This window comes from Pseudomonas syringae group sp. 243L2, from assembly GCF_032587875.1.
Classification (GTDB): Bacteria; Pseudomonadota; Gammaproteobacteria; order Pseudomonadales; family Pseudomonadaceae; genus Aquipseudomonas; species Aquipseudomonas amygdali.
This window is the reverse complement of the sequence record NZ_JAWHPL010000025.1, coordinates 139,325-157,506: the sequence shown is the minus strand read 5'-3', so window position 1 is coordinate 157,506 and position 18,182 is coordinate 139,325. Positions and strand designations below refer to the sequence as shown.

The 18,182-nt window shown below is 59.8% G+C and carries 17 protein-coding genes; 13 read left to right on the top strand and 4 right to left on the bottom strand.

Going from position 1 to position 18,182, the window contains the following annotated elements:
* Genes RYB66_RS19175 through RYB66_RS19150 form a run of 6 tightly spaced genes read left to right on the top strand, consistent with a single transcriptional unit; the run spans position 1 to position 7,289 of the window.
* The gene (locus tag RYB66_RS19175; protein WP_044293415.1) at positions 1 to 1,314 is read left to right on the top strand and encodes a cellulase family glycosylhydrolase; all 1,314 of its coding nucleotides are present in this window, start codon (positions 1 to 3) and stop codon (positions 1,312 to 1,314) included.
* Positions 1,315 to 1,316: 2 nt separating this feature from the next.
* Positions 1,317 to 2,534 (top strand): glycosyltransferase family 4 protein, encoded by a 1,218-nt coding sequence (locus RYB66_RS19170; RefSeq protein WP_005780622.1) that lies wholly within the window; start codon positions 1,317 to 1,319, stop codon positions 2,532 to 2,534.
* The gene (locus tag RYB66_RS19165) at positions 2,525 to 3,625 is read left to right on the top strand and encodes a glycosyltransferase family 4 protein (RefSeq protein ID WP_005744476.1); all 1,101 of its coding nucleotides are present in this window, start codon (positions 2,525 to 2,527) and stop codon (positions 3,623 to 3,625) included. Before RYB66_RS19170 ends, RYB66_RS19165 begins: the two co-directional genes overlap by 10 nt.
* The gene (locus tag RYB66_RS19160; protein WP_316895154.1) at positions 3,625 to 5,040 is read left to right on the top strand and encodes an O-antigen ligase family protein; all 1,416 of its coding nucleotides are present in this window, start codon (positions 3,625 to 3,627) and stop codon (positions 5,038 to 5,040) included. Before RYB66_RS19165 ends, RYB66_RS19160 begins: the two co-directional genes overlap by 1 nt.
* On the top strand, positions 5,037 to 5,858 hold the full coding sequence (locus RYB66_RS19155; protein WP_004665762.1) for an acyltransferase: 822 nt from the start codon (positions 5,037 to 5,039) through the stop codon (positions 5,856 to 5,858). The genes RYB66_RS19160 and RYB66_RS19155 overlap by 4 nt, the downstream gene beginning before the upstream one ends.
* 15 nt (positions 5,859 to 5,873) lie before the next feature.
* On the top strand, positions 5,874 to 7,289 hold the full coding sequence (locus RYB66_RS19150; RefSeq protein WP_005744479.1) for a lipid II flippase MurJ: 1,416 nt from the start codon (positions 5,874 to 5,876) through the stop codon (positions 7,287 to 7,289).
* On the opposite strand, the gene RYB66_RS19145 is transcribed toward RYB66_RS19150, so the two are convergent.
* A complete protein-coding gene (locus RYB66_RS19145) occupies positions 7,223 to 8,176 on the bottom strand; it encodes a LysR family transcriptional regulator (protein ID WP_016982106.1) in 954 nt (317 codons plus the stop codon). The genes RYB66_RS19150 and RYB66_RS19145 overlap by 67 nt on opposite strands.
* A gap of 128 nt (positions 8,177 to 8,304) precedes the next feature.
* Here RYB66_RS19145 and RYB66_RS19140 point away from each other — a divergent pair, with 128 nt between their 5' ends.
* The 6 genes from RYB66_RS19140 to RYB66_RS19115 all read left to right on the top strand — a co-directional run bounded on the left by RYB66_RS19140 (position 8,305) and on the right by RYB66_RS19115 (position 13,923).
* On the top strand, positions 8,305 to 9,465 hold the full coding sequence (locus RYB66_RS19140) for a TDT family transporter (RefSeq protein WP_010197946.1): 1,161 nt from the start codon (positions 8,305 to 8,307) through the stop codon (positions 9,463 to 9,465).
* 65 nt (positions 9,466 to 9,530) lie between these two features.
* Complete coding sequence (locus RYB66_RS19135) at positions 9,531 to 10,442, top strand: hypothetical protein (RefSeq protein ID WP_316895151.1); 912 nt, start codon at positions 9,531 to 9,533, stop codon at positions 10,440 to 10,442.
* An 82-nt stretch (positions 10,443 to 10,524) separates the two neighbouring features.
* A complete protein-coding gene (locus tag RYB66_RS19130; protein ID WP_005780611.1) occupies positions 10,525 to 10,851 on the top strand; it encodes a hypothetical protein in 327 nt (108 codons plus the stop codon).
* A gap of 735 nt (positions 10,852 to 11,586) precedes the next feature.
* Positions 11,587 to 12,804: an aldose 1-epimerase family protein gene (locus RYB66_RS19125; RefSeq protein ID WP_005780610.1), complete on the top strand. Its 1,218-nt coding sequence runs from the start codon at positions 11,587 to 11,589 to the stop codon at positions 12,802 to 12,804.
* 165 nt (positions 12,805 to 12,969) lie between these two features.
* Entirely contained in the window at positions 12,970 to 13,647 is a 678-nt protein-coding gene (locus RYB66_RS19120) for a type 1 glutamine amidotransferase domain-containing protein (protein WP_005744484.1), read from the top strand.
* Positions 13,648 to 13,773: 126 nt separating this feature from the next.
* Positions 13,774 to 13,923 carry a hypothetical protein gene (locus RYB66_RS19115; protein WP_004656957.1) on the top strand — a complete coding sequence of 50 codons (150 nt, stop codon included), beginning with the start codon at positions 13,774 to 13,776 and terminating at the stop codon, positions 13,921 to 13,923.
* Between the two features lie 7 nt (positions 13,924 to 13,930).
* Here the strand turns inward: RYB66_RS19115 and RYB66_RS19110 are convergent, their stop codons facing one another.
* The 3 genes from RYB66_RS19110 to RYB66_RS19100 all read right to left on the bottom strand — a co-directional run bounded on the left by RYB66_RS19110 (position 13,931) and on the right by RYB66_RS19100 (position 17,371).
* Positions 13,931 to 14,866 carry a LysR family transcriptional regulator gene (locus RYB66_RS19110; protein ID WP_005780606.1) on the bottom strand — a complete coding sequence of 312 codons (936 nt, stop codon included), beginning with the start codon at positions 14,864 to 14,866 and terminating at the stop codon, positions 13,931 to 13,933.
* A gap of 68 nt (positions 14,867 to 14,934) precedes the next feature.
* Positions 14,935 to 16,161: a cyanate transporter gene (locus RYB66_RS19105; RefSeq protein ID WP_039847426.1), complete on the bottom strand. Its 1,227-nt coding sequence runs from the start codon at positions 16,159 to 16,161 to the stop codon at positions 14,935 to 14,937.
* Between the two features lie 112 nt (positions 16,162 to 16,273).
* On the bottom strand, positions 16,274 to 17,371 hold the full coding sequence (locus RYB66_RS19100) for an MBL fold metallo-hydrolase (RefSeq protein WP_005780602.1): 1,098 nt from the start codon (positions 17,369 to 17,371) through the stop codon (positions 16,274 to 16,276).
* A gap of 194 nt (positions 17,372 to 17,565) precedes the next feature.
* Here RYB66_RS19100 and RYB66_RS19095 point away from each other — a divergent pair, with 194 nt between their 5' ends.
* A complete protein-coding gene (locus tag RYB66_RS19095; RefSeq protein WP_005744489.1) occupies positions 17,566 to 18,180 on the top strand; it encodes a TetR/AcrR family transcriptional regulator in 615 nt (204 codons plus the stop codon).
* Positions 18,181 to 18,182 lie beyond the last annotated feature (2 nt).

The window sequence follows — 18,182 nt, the reverse complement described above, 5'->3', positions numbered from 1 at the left end:
ATGCAGCGTCCATCCAGATTCCGGCAAATCGTCGCGAGCGCACTGCTCAGCGCAGCAATGACTGGCGCGGCCCAGGCAGCAACGGTCCTCAAGGCACCTCGCGAGGTGGTCTGGGCGGACTTTCTGGGCGTCAACGTGCAGTTTCAATATTTTGCGCCTGACATCTACCAACAACAGATGAGCCGCCTGGACGAACTGGGCCTCAACTGGGTGCGCCTGACCATTCACTGGCCGGTGATCGAGCCGCAAAAGGATCACTACGCACTGACCGAGCTGGATGCCGCCATGGCCGCAATCAAGGCGCACAGCTACAACACGGTGGCTTATCTGGTGGGCGCGGCACCTTTCGCCAGCAGCGCACCGGCCGGTGCGAAAAGCCGCGATCAGTATCCGCCCACGGATTTCAACGTATTTGCCGCACGCATGACCGCCCTGGCCCAGCGCTATCCACAGGTGAACAACTGGCAGGTCTGGAACGAGCCGAACATTGTCTGGCTGCCCAAGGAGGATCCGACCGCCTATGGACGCCTGCTGACCACCACTGCCAGCGCGATTCGCGCCGCCCTGCCGGACAAGACCATCGTCACTGCGGGCATGGCTTATTACAGTCAGATGCACAGTACCTCTGGCTACATGCTGCAGGCCCTGCTCGATAATGGCCTGGGCCAGCAGAACATCGTGGCGGCATACCATCCGTACTCCGAGTACCCCGAAGGCGATTCGCTACCGGACCGCGATTTTCTGGTGCGCGCCAATGCCATGAACCAGTTGCTGCACAGCAATGGCGTCAAGCAGGTGTGGGCCACTGAATGGGGCTGGTCAAGCTATGCAGGCCCAGTGGAGATGCAACATTTGATTGGCACTTCAGGTCAGGCCGACTACACCCTGCGCCGTCTGGCACTGATGAGTGCGATGGATTTTCAGCGCATCTTCCTGTTCAATCTCAGTGATCTGGATGAGCGCGCCTCGGCCCGCGATCAGGGTTACGGCCTGCTTGACCTGCAAGCCAGCCCCAAGCCGGTCTACACCGCACTGCAGAATTTTCTCAAGATCACCGGCCCGCGCCTGCAACCCGCCGAGCCGCCCGCAGTGAGCCGTGTACCGGACGATCTGTACGCAGTGCCGTGGACCCGTGACGATGGCACTCATCTACTGATGTTCTGGAGTGCGACCGGCACCTCGCTGAATTTCCCGAACATCACCGACGCGGTCGTGCATGACCCGCTGAGCGGCAGCCGCACTCCATTGTCCGCAAGCCAGGGTGTCACTCTGCTGCTGAAGCCGACTCTGCAAATTCTGGAATGGAAGCCCTGAGTATGCGAATTCTATGGACGCTCCCTTACCTGCCCTGGCCTACCACCAGCGGCGGCAAAACCCGGGAATACCATTTGCTGCGCAATCTGGCAGCCCGCGGCCATCGCATCACCCTGCTGGTGCAGTCCAAGAACGCGCTGGACGACAGCGCTCGTTCGGCACTGGAACCCTGGCTGGAGCGCTTGATCGTGATCGATCGACGCCCGCTGTTAAGCCTGCGCACGTTGCTGGCCGTGGCGTTTGCACCTGCGCCGATGCTCGCCAGCGTCAACGGCTACGCCCCGAAACTGGAAAAAGTCTTCGAGCAATTGCTTGAAGAGGACTGGGACATCATCCAGTTGCAGCACACCTATTTCTTTCAGCCATTCGAACGCGTACTCAAGCGTTCGGGCAAACCGTTCGTGCTGACCGAACATAATGTTGAATCAGACCTTGGCGCTGCCAGTTACGACCGCCTGCCACGCTGGGCCAATGCCTTCGCCGTGTATGACCGCTGGCGCTACCGGCGTTGGGAAACCCGGGTATTTCGCCAGACCGGCGAGTTGATCGCGGTCACCGAAGACGACGCCAAGGTGCTGTCGCGCTTGAGCGGCAGGGCCACGTCTTATGTCGTCAACAGCGTCGACTGCGCTTACTACGCCAGCGTTCATGCGGACCGAAACAGCCATCGCCTGCTGTTCATCGGCAACTACGAATATGGCCCCAATATCGATGCCATCGAATGGGCGCTGGACGAAATCATGCCGCTGGTCTGGGCTCAGGCACCTGCTGTGCGCTTTGCCATCGGCGGCTTCGGGCTGCCTGAAGCCTGGCGTGAACGCTGGCCTGACCCGCGTATCGAATGGCTGGGTTTCGTACCTGACCTGCGCGTCTTGCAGGCCAGTGCCTCAATGTTCTTCGCGCCCCTGCGCCAGGGCGGCGGCTCCAAGCTCAAGACGCTGGAAGCCATGGCCGCCGGACTGCCGGTAGTCACTACCGCGCAAGGCGTTTCCGGGTTGTCGGTCACCAATGGCGAACATTACCTGGGCAGCGAAGACGCGTCCGGGCTGGCAACCCTGATCGTTGAATACACCGATAAACCGTTACGGCTCGACCAGATTGGCGAAGCCGGCCGCGTTTATGTGCGTGCCCGGCACGACTGGTCCGTTTCGGCCGCCCAGCTGGAAGTGATCTACACCCGCTTTTCGCTCCCCAAGCAAGGATCGCGCTCATGCGTATAGGACTCGACTACCGCGCGGCAGCCGGTTACCCCATCAGCGGCATCGGTCGCCAGAATTTCGCGCTGGAACAGGCGTTTCGTGAACATCCGGACGTGCAATTGCAGCTGTTCGGCGTGGCCCCCTACGATCATCCGGTACGCCGTTTGATGCACACCCCACGCTGGGCGGCACCACTGGACTCGGTTCATCGCCTGCCGGATCGCTTGCGCTTCGAAGGCATGTTCCTGCCGGGCGCCCTGCGTGATGCCGGGGTGCAGATCTACTTCGCCAACATCAACATGGGCCTGCCGCTGGGGCGCAAACCGGCTGACATGCGCTACGTATTACAGCTGCACGATCTGTTTCAGATCACTCAGCACAACAGTCACGGCTCACGACTGAAAGCCAGGATTTACCGGCTGACCGACTACCTGTCGATTGCCTGGTCGCTGAAAGTGGCCGACCAGATCTGGGTGCCGTCGCAATTCACTGCCAACGAAGTCGCGCGCCTGTTTCCCAGGGTCAAAGGCAAGCTGCGCGTGGTGCCGTTGCTGGTAGAAGGTTTCAAGGGTGAGCCGGCTGATATCAGCCAACTGCGAATGCCCCTGCGTTACTGGCTATGCGTGGGCACACGCGAACCGCGCAAGAACATCAAGTGGTTCGTGGATGCCTGGCAGACCGCACGCATGCAATTTGTCGACACCCCGGAACTGGTACTGGTCGGTGGCGACGATCCGCTGACCGAAGCCCAGCGCCAGTTACCGGGCCTGCACGTGCTCAGCGGCCTGAGCGATGCAGAACTGCACGCGGTCTACCAAAGTGCCGAGCGACTCTGGCAGCCGTCCAGAAGCGAAGGCTTCGGGCTACCGGTGATCGAAGCACTGAACACAGGCACGCCGGTTGCCGTGGCCACCGGCTCTTCGCTGGATGAAATCGCTCCGCCCGACAGCCCGCGCTTTTCACCTGTCGACAGTGGCAACCTGATCAGACTGATGGGCACGTTGTCGCATGCGCCCGGAGAGGACCCCGCAGTTGCCAGGGAATGGACAGAGCGCTACCAGTTGAAAGCCTTTTGCGAACGCGTGCACGCGACGCTGGAGGAATTGCGCTGATGCCACTGGCCTTACCCCTGGGGCTGATGTTCAGCCTGATATTCGGTGTGATGATCTGCATGCTGCCTGCACCGTTCGTCGTGGCGGCAGCAATCGGTCTGGCAGCGGCGGCCACGATCATTCGCCGCCCGGTCCGTGGGCTCGTGCTGTTCTGCCTGATCGGGACCTTCCTGCCCTACTCTACAATTCAGATTGGCGTTCGTACCACGGTGTCCGAAGCGCTGATCATGCTGACCTGGGCCAGCTACCTGCTGCATGCAGTCTTTCAGGAACGCAAGACTGTGCCCAAAATGCTGAGCACCGAAAAACTGCTGGTGGCATTGATGCTGTTCAGTGCGTTCCCGTTTCTGGTCGGCCAGTTGACCGTCGTCGCCGACGGCAACGGCCCGATCAACTGGGTTCGCTGGCTGTTCAACCTGTCTATCCTGTTTCTGGTACCGCGCTTGCTGACTGACCTCAAGACCCTGGAAAAGGCGGTCATGGCGCTGCTCGGCGGGACTTTGCTGCTTTTGGTGCTGTCGATCTCGGTGTATGTGACCAAAGGCTCGGCAACTGCCATCATTCCGATCCTCGGCAGCCTGGGCTACAGCGGTGCAGACATCTTGAGCGAGAGCCTGCTTTCGCTTGCCAGCCGCATGGGCTCACCGTGGATGCACCCCAACGTGGCAGGCGGTGCCCTGGCCATGTTGCTGCCGCTGGCGTTCTGCTTCGGCATGACGCGCACCGGCTCGGCGCGCAGGCTGGGCCTGACGGTGGCGGCACTGGGTGCCATCGGTCTGTTGCTGACCGGCTCACGCGGCGCGCTGCTGAGCCTGATCGCCGTGATGCTGTTGATGGCCAGGCGACGCATTCCGCATCTGGGACGGCTGTTGATGGGCGGGCTGGTCGCCGGTATTTTCCTGCTGGCATTCTACCCGCCGCTGCAGGACCGACTGATGGGGTTGTTCACCTCCGACGACGCCAGTACCGCGATTCGCTTCCTGGAATACAGTCATTTTCCCGACGCAGTCGCCACCTTCCCGTTCGGCATCGGCTTCAAGGTCGACCCGCCGGTACTGGGCTATACAAAATTCGGTATTTCCAACCTGTGGCTGAACTTCATCTACAAGATCGGCCTGCCGGGCATGTTGCTGTTCATCGCCGTGACCATCAGTTGGTGGAAAGAAGTTCGCCCAGGCAGCGACCGGGTAGTGCTGACTCGGGAAAACGCCATTGCGCTGGGCTGCACCACAGGCGTGCTGTCTGCTTTGTTCAGCGGCCTGTTTGACCACTACTTCAGTTTCACCAGCGTGCTGGTTGCCTTGTTCTGGCTATTTGTCGGCATCAGCCTGCACGAAACCAGACGCCTGCGCGCCAGGACCACGACGCCTCCTCAACACCCTGACGCCTCACCCGAGCCGGGAGCCTCCTCATGAAACACCGCATGATGCATTCTCATAATCTCAGAGAGGCACTGCCCGACTACGCGCGCAAGATGGCGGTGCCGCTCGAAGAGCTGGAAGCCGCCTACCAGTGGATGCTGGACAACGAAGTGTGTTTTGAAACACGTATCAAGGATCGAACCCTGTCGTTCATCTGCTACCTGAATATCGAACCAAGAATCGAAAACCCGCTGGCGCGGCGCTTCTACAAGCTGCTGTCCAGCGAAACCCTGGGCGCGCTGATTCCTCTGTACGGAATCAACTGGCCGACCCTGCGTGACCGCATGTTGCGGACCTGGGAACAGGCTTACAACATCCTGATCTGCAAGATCCCCAGCCATACCCTGCGCCTGCTGTGGTTGCGCATCGGTGGAGCGAAAATCGGCAAGGGTTCGACGGTGTGGCGCAATACCGAGGTGCTGGGCGTCGACAGCCTGCGCATCGGCAACGACACCACCGTGGGCTGGCACTGCCAGCTTGACGCCCGTGGCGGGCTGGTGATTGGCGATCACGTCACCATCGCTTCACATGTGCTGATTATCGCGGGTGGACACGACCTCGCCGAGCCCGAATTCTGGGCGGTCGGCGGGCCGGTGTTCATCGGCGACTACGCATGGATCTGCAGCCGCGCGCTGCTCTCGTTCGGTGCAGACATCGGCGAAGGCGCGGTAGTGGGCGGCAACAGTGTGGTATCCAAACCTGTCGCGCCATATGCGATCGTCAGCGGGCCGAATGCCGAGGTCAAGGGTGAGCGCGCCCGCGGCCTCAAGTACAAGGTGGGCGGCAAAGGCCTGTTCACCCTGTTTCACTGATCGGCAGGGCGCGCGATGCTGGGCTCGACACTTTGGCTGACACTGGCCACCCTCACCGGCCTGGCAGCCGGTTTTGCCCGTGAATGGCTGTTGGTGGCAGCCTGGGGTGCCGGCAGTCAGAGCGATGCCTTTCTGGTCTCGATGTTTTTGCCCGAAGCGCTGCGCATGTCACTGGCCGCGGGGCTGCTCAGCGCTGCCGCCCTGCCCCTTTATCAGCAACGTCCGGCTGACCGGCAACAACGCTGGCTGGGCTGCATGGCACCGCGTTTGTTATTGACCGGGGTGGCATTGAGCGCAGTGCTGGCGATCGGTGCAGGGTTTCTGGTGCGTCTTATCGGTCCAGGGCTGGACGCCGACGGCTATGCACAGGCAGCCAGCGGCCTGCGCTGGCTGGCCTGGTGCGCGCCCGGTTTCATGCTCCACGCGCTGTTTTGCATACCTTTGCAGGCCCGTTCGCGCTTCGTGCTGGCCGGGCTCGGCTCGCTGCTGTTCAACCTGCCGCCCGTTATCTACCTCGCCACGTTCAGCCACGCCGCAACATCGACCGGGCTAGCCAGCGCGTGCGTACTGGGCAGCGTGCTGATGCCGGGCGTGTTGTTGCCTGCCCTGTATCGTTCGGGATGGCGACCCTGGCAGTGGCAATCAGAAGCCGGTGCCGTGCGCGAACTGCTGCAACGCATCGGTCCACTGCTGAGCAGCAACCTGGCCAGCCAGGGCCTTGCCTTGCTTGAGCGAATGGTCGCGTCGTTGCTCGGTGAAGGCGCGGTAACCTGGGTCAATCTGGCGCGCAAACTGATCAACCTGCCGCTCATTGCATTGATGAGCCTGAACCAGGTACTGCTCGGACTGATGAGCGGCAGCGCGGGCGAGCAGCGTTTGTCGCTACTCAGACGCGGGCTGGGCAGCGCCACATTACTGACCCTGCCGGCCGTAGCCGGGCTGATCGGTGCGGCCGGTGCGCTGGTGACCCTGTTGCTGCCCAATCAGAGCCATGAGGGTCCGTTGCCTGAGCTGCTGGCCTGGTTTGCCGTGCCGCTGATGTTTGGTGCCTGGAACGCCTTGCTGGCGCGCTACGCCTACGCCGCCGGTGACACGCGCCTGCCGCTCAACTGCGAGTTGATCGGCAGTCTGTGTAACGCGCTGCTGCTGGCGACGCTGCCCTTTGTCTTCGGCCTGACCGGTATCGCCATCGCGGCGCTGGGCGGCGCGCTGGTCACAGGCGTGCTGCTGATGCGCCGTCAGGCGTTGCTCGGCGTTTTGCCGTGGCGCAGTCACTGGCTGCTGGCCAGCCTGCTGATGATCTTCGCCGCCCTGCTCCTGCACCCGCTTCACGACACCTGGCTGCAATTGGGCCTGAGCTGTGTTTACGGCGCTTTGCTGCTGCTCGGGCTGGCGTTGTGGCTCAAACCATGGCGCAACGTGCCTGCCTGATCGGCAGACTGCCGACAGGCCTCCCTGAACCGCTCCAGGCTCGGTGAGACGAACTTGTCGCGGTGAGTGATCATGAAGAACCGACGATTGAGCGGCGGCAGCGGGCTGGCGAGCGTGCGCAATTGCCCGCTCAGCAGCAGATCAGCGACGATACGACGAGACAGACAACTGATGCCAATGCCTTGAGCGAGGGTGCGCATTATTGCTTCAGAACTGCCTACCTGGCGCATGTCCTGCAGATCGTGCAAATGCCTGAGCAACAAGTGCTCGACCTCCTCCCGGGTCCCCGAACCCTGCTCACGCAACAGCCATTCAGCGTTTTGCAGCTCCCCCAGTGAAACCTGCTGTTGTCGAGCCAACGGATGAGCGCTGCCGGCAACAATGACCATTTCATCGACCAGCCATGGCTCGGCGATCAGCTCTGGCAGATGGCACGGTGCCTCGATGAGGCCCATATCGATTTCAAACTGCGCGACCTTGCGAGCAATCAGTGTGCTGTTGCCGATGTCCACATCGACTCGCAGCAGAGGCGTCGAACTGCGCAGTGCGCCGACTATCTGCGGCACGACGTAATTGCCAATGGTGCTGCTACTGCCGATTCGCAGGCGAGCATTCAAGGTCGCGCCCGGCAATAGAAAGCTGTCTTCGATCTGCTGGGCATTTTCCAGCATCTTCATGGCACGTGGCAGCAATGTCTGGCCGTTATCGTTGAGGACCAGCCGCTTGCCCACCCGGTCGAACAGCCGGGTGCCCAGCGCACTTTCCAGCTCGTTCAATGCCGCACTGGTAGCCGACTGGGACAAAGACAAGGCATGACCCGCGCTGGTGGTACTGCCACAGCGGGTGATTGCGCAAAAAATCTGTAATTGACGCAGGTTGAGTCTCAAGACTGAACTCCGTAGCCGGGCAAACCTACCTGAAAATCAGGTAACAAGAAGATAGATTACCCGTTTAGAAGATTTTCTGTGACTGCGTAGACTGAAACCTGTTCCCCATTCAGCAGCAGGATACGGCCATGAGCAGGTTCGCTATTATCAACAAGGGCAACGCGCCTCTCGCAGCGCTGACGAGCCCGCTGGAGGCCGTTCGACAGTTCACCCCCAATTGGTTCGCAGTGACTATGGGCACCGGAATTTTGTCACTGGCACTGGCGCAACTGCCGGGGGACATTGCTGCATTGCGCACGCTGGGTGAAGCGTTATGGTTCCTGAACATCGGCCTGTTCACCCTCTTCAGCGTTATGTACGCCAGTCGCTGGCTGCTGTTTTTCGACGAGGCGCGTCAGGTGTTCGGGCACTCCACCGTATCGATGTTCTTCGGCACCATTCCCATGGGGCTGGCAACTGTCATCAGCGGCCTGTTGGTGTATGGCCCGGCGCGCTGGGGCACTGCCATCGTGCCGCTGGCCGAAGCATTGTGGTGGCTGGATGTAGCAATGGCCCTGGCGTGTGGCGTGTTGATTCCGTTCATGATGTTTACCCGTCAGGAACACAGTATCGAGAAGATGACCGCTGTCTGGCTGTTGCCAGTGGTGGCAGCAGAAGTTGCAGCAGCCTGCGGCGGACTGCTGACCCCGCACCTCGCAGCCGCTGATTCGCAGTTCACCGTGCTGATCACCAGCTACGTGTTGTGGGCCTACTCGGTACCGGTGGCATTGAGCATTCTGGTGATTCTGCTGTTGCGTCTGGCATTGCACAAACTGCCTCATGAAAGCATGGCGGCGTCGAGCTGGCTGGCACTTGGCCCTATCGGCACAGGCGCATTGGGCATGCTGGTGATGGGCAACGAGGCCCCGGTCATCTTTGCCGCCCACGGCCTGGCGTCGCTCGGCACGGTGGTGGCTGGCATCGGTGTGATGGTCGGTACGCTGTTCTGGGGGCTGGGGCTATGGTGGTTGGCGCTGGCTGTATTGATCACCGCGCGTTACTTCAAGCAGGGTATCGAATTCAATCTGGGCTGGTGGGCATTCACCTTCCCGCTCGGCGTGTATGCGCTGGCGACGCTCAAACTCGGCGCTAGCCTGCACCTGAGCTTTTTCGACGTGTTTGGTACCGGGCTCGTCGCGCTGCTGGCACTGATGTGGTCGGTGGTGTCGGCACGTACTCTGGCAGGCGCCTACCGGGGACATCTGTTCGTCTCGCCCTGCATCGCTTCGAGCCAATGTGTCCGCCGGTAATTTCCCTTGAACTTACCTCGCGGACGAAGCGCCTGAGAGAAACATCTTCAGGACAAAGAGCACTCATGCATACCTCAGAATTTTCCGGTAACTACGGCTCTCGCGATGAAAACATCGTTATCAATTCGTATACCACGGTGTTGCGCAGGAACGGCGTTCCCCATGACTTGTTCGCCACCTACTGGCGCGATGTCCACGGCCCTTTGTGCGCCAGGCTTGAGGGCCTTGGCTGGTATGTGCAGCATCACCTGACGCGTGAAAAGGATGGTCATTTATGGCCGCTGATCGAAGGCGTCACGCCACTGCCGGGCTACGTGCTGGATGGCGGTGTGGAGATCGGCTTTCTATCCGCCGAAAGTCAGCAACAATTCAAGGACGCCAGCGCTCTGCTGTTCTCCGACGAGCAGAACATGTTTGAGCAAACCATTGCTTACGACGTGCCGGATGGCTCCAGCACACTGGTGGATCGCCTGCCCGATCCGATCCCCAACGAAACAGCCACGCTGGACAAAATGCACCTGCATTTCCATCTCGCCAGCGATGACCTGCCCGCCGCCCGCAAGGCCATTGAAAAGCTCGCGAATGAAATGGCCGGTGCCGATGCCGTACTCAAACTGCGCCTGCACCTCGCGCAACCCTACGACAACGCGCAGCCGGCACCTCCTGCGCCCGACGTTGATCACAAGGTCGAGGCGTCACGCCTGAACATCATCATGATGGAACTGGTGTTCGAATCGGCCTGGGCCCGTCGAACCTATTACGCCAGCGAGCACTTCAAGGCCATCACTCAAGGGATCAGCGAGCACGTGCGTTACATCACGCCGTTTGGCGTCAGCGGTGTCTATACCTACGTGCGCGACGCGGTCATGACCACCGCAGGCATACGTGGCAGCAGACAGGCCGAGCTGATCCGCCAACTGGGTGCGACCAATCAGACCCGGCCCGAGATCGAGCGCCTGTTTGGCGCGGCGCCCTGAAGGGCTTTTGAGCTGACAGTTATCTCATCCTGCACGCTTCGAAATCGTGCTTTACTCAAAAAAATGGAATCGGGTGACGCCTGTGAAAGCTCTGACGACTCGTGAGGTGTATCAGCAACTGCGGGATGCTGCGATGGGCACACGGTCGTTGAGGCTTATCGGCACAACCTCCGGCTCCGGGCTGCAAAAGGTCGATATCGACGGCTGGCTGCTGACGCTGGAAATAACCGATGGCAGCCCGACGCGCTGTCGGTCGTGCTGCTGTCCGCAAGGCCGGGAGGGCTCGTTTGAAAGCTGGCTGCGCACCGACCCGGTCAGTTTGCTCAGTGGCTGGGAGCATGCGCAGATCGAGCGGTTGTTGAGTGAGGCGGCCGATCAGGTCCGGGGGCAGTCACCTGAGCCTCAATGACAGTTCCTGCAACGCATCCGTTATTAATGGCTGAGTACCGCAGGTTCGAAAACGGGCGTCGGGCATGCCTATGCGCACTTGAGTCACGACAGTTTGGCAGAGGTACCCCTCGTTCCTCACGCACCGCTTGGGAATGCAGTTCGTGACGCTCTGCGTCATACGGCGGTTCTGTTATTTCAGGTGGATTGAGGTTCGGCTCAGGTCACCTTTTCGCCCCTCGGCGACTCACTTTGAGGGACCAAAGTGAGCAAAGTCCCCGCTCCTGTTTCCGGCCCGACTTCGTCGGGTTCCTTCGCCCTGGCACTGATCCGGGGGTCGCCGCAACGGACCATCCATGGTCCGGTGCGGCTAGCCTGGCGTCCTGCCAGGCTACCCCCGGATCAGCGCCAGGACTCAGCCGTCACTAACGTCGCACTCTGCGTCGTCAGTGCCATCGTGATTGAAAAGCGCTTAGAGCAATCCGGTTAAAGGCACGATTCAGATATGACTATCGTGCCGCTCTGCGTCACACGCCGGTTCTGTGGTGTAAGGTGAATTGGGGCTCGACTCAGGTCACCTTTTCGCCCCTCGGCGAGTTACTTCGATAACGTCGCACTCTGTGTCTTCAGTGCCATGGTGATTGAAAAGCGCTTTGCCTGGACTCGGCCCATTGCTGAATCGATTAACTAGGCGTTAAATAGCTGTTCAAACGATATGCAGCACCATAATTCCAATAATTACAGAAGGACCACCACCATGAAATCCCTTCCCCTGCTCGTGGGCCTCGGTGCCCTCACAGCCGCTTCCAGTGTGTTTGCCTGGGATTACGTGCTGCTCGACACCGACAAGGCTGCGCAGAATCAGCAGATCACCAGTCAACAACTGGGCGTCAAGACCGACAAGCCGTTCACTGTCACGATGCGAACCCTGCACGGCGGTCGTCAGGAAGGCGTGAGCATCATTGATATCGATAACGGCACAATGAAGATTTCGGTGGTGCCTACCCGCGGCATGAATGTGCTGCAGGCATCGGTGGGTGAGGTACGCATGGGTTGGGATTCGCCGGTCAAGGATGTAGTCAATCCGGCGTTTATCGAACTCAATGGCCGCGGCGGGCTGGGCTGGCTGGAGGGTTTCAACGAACTGGTGACCCGTTGCGGATACGAGTGGGTGGGCCACCCGGGCATGGACAATGGCGAACTGCTGACCCTGCATGGTCGCGCTGCCAACATTCCGGCCAGCAAAGTGACGCTGCAGATCGACGAAAAGCCGCCTTACGCGATCCGCCTCAAGGGTGAATTGAAGGAGCAGGCGTTCAAGAAGGTCGACTTTTCAGTGCAAACCGAACTGGTCACCGAGCCAGGCAGCACGAGCTTTTCGCTCAACGATACGCTGACCAACAATGGCGATTATCCGAAAGAATACCAGGCGCTGTACCACAGTAACTTCAGCACACCGTTCCTCGAGCAAGGGGCGCGCTTCGAAGCACCGGTCAAGCAGGTTTCACCGTTCAACGAGAAAGCCAAGGGTGATCTGGGCGATTGGCAGACCTACCGTGCGCCGACGCCGGATTACGACGAAACGGTCTACAACGTCGTGCCTTATGGCGATGCCAAGGGCGATACGCTGACCGTGCTGCACAACAAGGCTGGCAGCCTGGGCGTGTCGGTCGGTTTCAATACCAGGCAGTTGCCGGTGTTCTCGCTGTGGAAAAACACTGACACCAAAGGTCAGGGTTACGTGACCGGGCTGGAACCGGGCACCAGCTTCTCCTACAACCGCCGCTTCCAGCGTCCGCTGAATCTGGTACCGACCATAGCACCCAAAGAGCAACGTCAGTTCCAGATCAGCTACAGCCTGCTGGCTGACAAGGGCGCGGTCGACAAGGCGCTTGGCCAGGTCAAGAGCATTCAGGACGGTCGCGAGACTGAGGTGCGCAAAGAGCCGCTGGTGGATCTGACCAAGGAGCAATGATCCTCATCTGACGTTTCTCCAACGCAGCGGTGAAACAGGGCCGGATGTCGACGCAAGCCATTGTGTCGGTATCCGGCCCTGCTTGTTCCTGAGGTAAAAAATTCTCACAACACTTGAGGGTTTCGCCTGTCTACACCCTCTCACCCTTCGAAGACGAGCATGCACATGAAAATCCTGATGGTTTTGACATCCCATGACCAACTGGGCGACACCGGCAAGAAAACCGGTTTCTGGCTCGAAGAGTTCGTCGCTCCGTATTACGCATTCAAAGAGGCCGGGGCCGACGTTACGCTGGTCTCTCCGAAAGGCGGTCAACCACCGCTGGACCCGAAAAGCGATGAGCCTGACGCTCAGACCGACGACACCAAGCGCTTCTCCAAAGATGCAGATGCGCAGAAAGCGCTCGCCAATACGGGCCTTCTGTCTGGCGTCAATGCGGCCGATTTCGATGCCGTGTTCTACCCGGGCGGTCACGGCCCGCTGTGGGACCTGGCTGAAGACAAGGACTCCATCGCGCTGATCGAGGCCTTTGCCAATGCAGACAAGCCACACGGGATGGTCTGCCACGCACCTGGCGTATTGCGTCACGTAAAGTCGCCGGACGGCCAACCGCTGGTCAAGGACCGCCGTGTCACAGGCTTCACCAACAGTGAAGAAGAAGCGGTCGGCCTGACCAATGTCGTGCCTTTTCTGGTCGAAGACACGCTCAAGCAACTGGGCGGTGACTATTCCAAGGGCGACGACTGGGGCGTCTACGTGCTGACCGATGGCAAGCTGGTAACTGGCCAGAACCCGGCCAGCTCTGCGCAGGCGGCCAAAGACTTGATCACTCTGTTGAGCTGATCGATGTGCGCGGTTCAGCGTCCGACGCTAACAGCACCGGACAATGAACCGCGCGTCATTTAAATCGAATCTTGCACCCGCCACACTGACCAATCACCACACCCCCCGACAAAAAGGAATACGGTCATGGCAGATGAATCCAAACGCGAAGACCTCGAGCACAAACCGGAAAACGCCGGCAAGGTGGGCGAGAAGAACAAACAGCTCAATCAACAGGGCGAGCAACCGCGGCCTGGTACTTCGCCAGACCCGCAGAAAGACAAGTCTGGCAACTGACCACGCGTCAGAGCAGACCGCGCTCGGCGCAGACCTTCACGACTTGCTCACGCAGCCAGCCACTGGCCTCGTCCTGATCGGCCTGAGCGCTCCACAGCATGTCCAGACTGAAACCAGGCAGATCCGGCGGCAGCTCGAACACGGCAATCCATGGCTCATTGCCCAGCAGGGTCTGAATGCGCCTTGGCAGCACCAGAATGAAATCTGTGCCCTCGAGCAATTGCAACGCCGCGCGGTAGCTGTTCGCGCGCGCGACAATGTTGCGCTCCAGCCCCTGACGTTGCAGCCAGCCATCGACCATGTTGGTGTCGGACGTCCATGGCGTCGGGTACACATGGCGATGCCCGATGAAGGTCTGAATGTCGATCAGGGCGCTGAGCGGCGCGAACCGGGCGTCCATGACGCAGACCAGGTCATCTTCGAGCAACACTTGTGAAACCAGGCCGTCCGGGACTCGGTGAAAGCCCGGTCCGAAGCACAGGGCGAGGTCAAAACGACCATCGTTCAATTGCTCGGCGGGTAACTGCTTCTCAAGCTTCTGCACATTGACCGTTACCGAAAATCCAGCGGCGACAAAGTCGCGCATCAGGTGCGGCAATACCAGCAGTTCAAAATACTCGGGGGCACATACCGTGAAAGTGGTTTGCCTGCGGGTCGGATCAAACAGGCCCAGGCCGTCGTGACACAAATTGACCGACTCGAGAATCTGCTGCACATGGGCGTGCATGGCCAATGCCTTGCGGGTCGGACGCATGCCATTGCGGGTGCAGATGAACAGATCGTCTTCGAAGTTGGCGCGCAGCTTTTTCAGGCAGTAGCTAACCGTTGACTGACTGACATGCAGCGCATCTGCGACCAGGGTCAGGTTGCGCTGTTCATACACCGAGACAAAGACCATCAGGTCCTGCATGTCCAGCTTTCTCAGGGCATTACTGTTGAGCATTGAGGCATCTCGCTGGCGCTGCGACCGGACGATCAGGTCCACGCGGACAAGATAGCATCAAAATGCAATCATGCCGCCCCCTCGCCAATAATGACCGGTTTGACGCCGGCGCTGCGCAGGTGCTCAGCATAACGTCGGGGATCGAGCCGCACCACCATCAACAGCATGATCGCGACCAACGCCATCAGTGACCACCATGCGCCTGCAAAGCTGCCCGTCAGGTCGCGGATTATTCCGGCAAACAGCGGCGACAGGCTGGCAATCAGATAACCCACGCCCTGCACGAATGCGGTCAGGCCGCCTGCCTGTCGAGGATCATCGGCATGGTCCATAGACACAATCAGGCTCATCGGAAACAAACCGCCGATACCCAACCCCAGCAAACAGGTCCACAGCAGGCCCAGCCGCTGCGGCAGCAGAATCAGCCCGGCAAAACCGATCATCATCAACACCAGCAGCATCGCCAGCGCTACGCGTTTATCGCGACTGCGGTTAGCCAGCGCCGGAACCAGCAGACCCGATACGACCTCCATCAGGGTCAGAAAGCCCAGCAACAGACCGGCATCCTGCTCGCTCCAGCCGTTCTCCAGGTAATAAGGCGCAAGCCAGGCCAGTACGCAGGTATAGGACGCAGTACCGAGGCCGAAGAAAACTCCCAGCATCCAGGCCCGAGGTATATGGAAAAAAGCCTGCCGGGGCCCGGCAGCGTTTGAAGTGTCGACCTGTAACACGCGCCGCTGGGCGAACCAGACGCACACTGCCAACAGTGCCAGAAGCGACCACACCGCCAGACCAGCGCGCCAACTGCCGCTGCTGCTCATCACCAATGGGCTGAATGATGCGGCAAGGGCCGCGCCACCCATGATCGCGGTTACGTACAGGCCCATGCACAATGAGACGTTGGCCTTGAAACGCGATTTGATCAATGCGGGCATCAGCGCCTGAATCAAGGCAATGCCAAGACCTGCCAGCACAGCGCTGAAAATCAGTTCGACAGCAGAATCGAGAACCAGACGCGCCAGGGTTGCCAGGCCGATAAGCACCAGTGAAAGCAGGATGCTGCGATGCGTCCCCAGGTAACGCGCGATGCCGATGCCGAAAAACATCGCCAGCCCCATGGCCATGATCGGCAGCATGGTCAGCAATGACGCCATCCCGAAGCCCAGCGGCACCTCCAGACGAATCGCCGCAAGCAACGGACCGACCGCTGCCATCGATGGGCGCAGGTTGAGCGCCACCAGTACGATACTGACCATCAACCCCATATTCCGAACCGCCAAGCTACGCACCTGCATACCGTCACCATTAATTTCGATGATCAGGATTAGGCCGGGCGCGTGCTCATATGACAAATCAAAATCTGGGTGCTGCTATTTAAAAATCAGTTCAGCAATGGCGCGGGCAGTTTCAGGCATTTTGCCGAGGGCATTTGCAGTTCGTTACTCGGCCGTGCTGCTCGGGCTCGGGTTCAGGCTCGGCAACTTCATCGACGCCCAGCCACCATGTCAAACCGCGACACGGGTATTGCACATAGAACGGCTGGCCCATCATCGGCGTGGTGATCGAAACATTCTGCTCCCAGGCCAGCGCCAGGATACGATCGAACGGTTCGTGCCAGGCGTGCATCGACAGGTCGAAGGTGCCGTTGTGAATCGGCAGCAACCAGCGACCACGCAGGTCCAGATGCGCCTGCAGCGTCTGCTCGGGTTGCATGTGCACATGCGGCCATTCGACGTTATAGGCCCCGGTTTCCATCAGCGTCAGGTCAAACGGCCCGTATTGCTCGCCGATGGTCTTGAAGCCATCGAAATAGCCGCTGTCGCCACTGAAAAAGATCCGCTGATCGCCGTCGATTATCACCCAGGACGCCCACAGGGTACGGTTGCTGTCGAGCAGCGTACGCCCGGAAAAATGCTGCGAAGGCGTAGCGACGAACTCGATGCCCGCCACTTCGGTGGACTGCCACCAGTCCAGTTGGCGGACCTTGTGCGCGGGTACGCCCCATTCAATCAGCGTATCGCCTACACCAAGTGGTGCCAGAAAATGCTCGGTCTTGTCGGTCAGCGCCTTGATCGCCATACGATCCAGATGGTCGTAGTGGTTGTGCGAAAGAATCACTGCCTTGATCGGTGGCAACTCTTCGAGGCTGATCGGCGGCTGATGAAAGCGCTGCGGCCCCGCCCACTGCACCGGCGACGCGCGCTCGGCAAACACGGGATCAGTCAGCCAGAACTGGTCGCGTAATTTGAGCAGGACCGTCGAATGCCCGAGGCGATACACCGTGTTGTTGGGCGCTGCCAGCAACTGCTGACGCGACAGCGGCTGCACCGGAATTTCGCCTGCGGGGCGCGTGTCCTTGGGCTTATTGAATGCCTGATCCCAGAAAATGCGGAGTGTTCGCAGCAGACTCGCCGGTTTCATCGTCGCGTGATTCCGATATCGCCCCTCATGACGGGACAGGACAGGCAGTGAAGAAGCATCCTTTTTCTGATGTGTCGAGGCCATGGTTTGCTGACTCCTGGGAACAGGTTGAGGCTCCAGCCGTGCATACTTTGTACGTGATCCCGTTGCAGGATGCTCGATGAAAGATATGTAACAGTGTTTTACACTACACGGTGTAGTTTTAAGCTTGCGTGATTCTTGGCGACAAGTAAACTGCTGAGTGTAACTTTCTCTAAACGTCCGTTTGAAGCGAACCTATGACCGCACCCATGCGCCTCACCGATCAGAAACGCGAATCCATCGTCCAGGCAGCTATTGCCGAATTTGGCGATCGTGGTTTCGAGGTCACCAGCATGGACCGCATCGCTGCTCGGGCCGAGGTGTCCAAACGCACGGTCTACAACCATTTCCCCAGCAAGGAGGAGCTGTTCGCCGAGATGCTGCAGCGTCTGTGGAGCTGTGCCCCGCCGCAATCGGAAGTGATTTATCACCCCAATGTCAGTCTGCGCGAGCAACTTCGAGACCTGCTGTGGGGGAAGATGCGCAACCTCACCAACAGTAATTTTCTCGACCTGGCGCGCGTCGTGGTGGGCGCTACCATTCACTCGCCCGAGCGTGCTCAAGTGTGGATGGCCCGTATCAATGAGCGCGAAGAAACCTTCAGCGCGTGGATCCGGGCGGCCCAGAAAGGCGGTCGCCTGAAGCCTGTCGACCCCGGTTTTGCAGCGACGCAGATGCACGCGTTGCTCAAGTCGTTCGCATTCTGGCCACAGGTAACCTTCAATGCCGCACTGCTCAACCCTCAGGAGCAAAGTGATGTGATCGAGTCGGCGTTGAACATGTTTCTGGGCTGGTACGAAGTGACTCCCTGAGG

Bases quoted from the DNA above. Each gene is read 5' to 3' on its own strand.
- RYB66_RS19110 (WP_005780606.1), bottom strand. From the start codon at position 14,866: ATGCTCAACAGTAATGCCCTGAGAAAGCTGGACATGCAGGACCTGATG.
- RYB66_RS19125 (WP_005780610.1), top strand. From the start codon at position 11,587: ATGAAATCCCTTCCCCTGCTCGTGGGCCTCGGTGCCCTCACAGCCGCT.
- RYB66_RS19175 (WP_044293415.1), top strand. From the start codon at position 1: ATGCAGCGTCCATCCAGATTCCGGCAAATCGTCGCGAGCGCACTGCTC.
- RYB66_RS19165 (WP_005744476.1), top strand. From the start codon at position 2,525: ATGCGTATAGGACTCGACTACCGCGCGGCAGCCGGTTACCCCATCAGC.
- RYB66_RS19100 (WP_005780602.1), bottom strand. From the start codon at position 17,371: ATGGCCTCGACACATCAGAAAAAGGATGCTTCTTCACTGCCTGTCCTG.
- RYB66_RS19160 (WP_316895154.1), top strand. From the start codon at position 3,625: ATGCCACTGGCCTTACCCCTGGGGCTGATGTTCAGCCTGATATTCGGT.
- RYB66_RS19155 (WP_004665762.1), top strand. From the start codon at position 5,037: ATGAAACACCGCATGATGCATTCTCATAATCTCAGAGAGGCACTGCCC.
- RYB66_RS19140 (WP_010197946.1), top strand. From the start codon at position 8,305: ATGAGCAGGTTCGCTATTATCAACAAGGGCAACGCGCCTCTCGCAGCG.
- RYB66_RS19115 (WP_004656957.1), top strand. From the start codon at position 13,774: ATGGCAGATGAATCCAAACGCGAAGACCTCGAGCACAAACCGGAAAAC.
- RYB66_RS19170 (WP_005780622.1), top strand. From the start codon at position 1,317: ATGCGAATTCTATGGACGCTCCCTTACCTGCCCTGGCCTACCACCAGC.
- RYB66_RS19120 (WP_005744484.1), top strand. From the start codon at position 12,970: ATGAAAATCCTGATGGTTTTGACATCCCATGACCAACTGGGCGACACC.
- RYB66_RS19150 (WP_005744479.1), top strand. From the start codon at position 5,874: ATGCTGGGCTCGACACTTTGGCTGACACTGGCCACCCTCACCGGCCTG.
- RYB66_RS19105 (WP_039847426.1), bottom strand. From the start codon at position 16,161: ATGCAGGTGCGTAGCTTGGCGGTTCGGAATATGGGGTTGATGGTCAGT.
- RYB66_RS19095 (WP_005744489.1), top strand. From the start codon at position 17,566: ATGACCGCACCCATGCGCCTCACCGATCAGAAACGCGAATCCATCGTC.
- RYB66_RS19135 (WP_316895151.1), top strand. From the start codon at position 9,531: ATGCATACCTCAGAATTTTCCGGTAACTACGGCTCTCGCGATGAAAAC.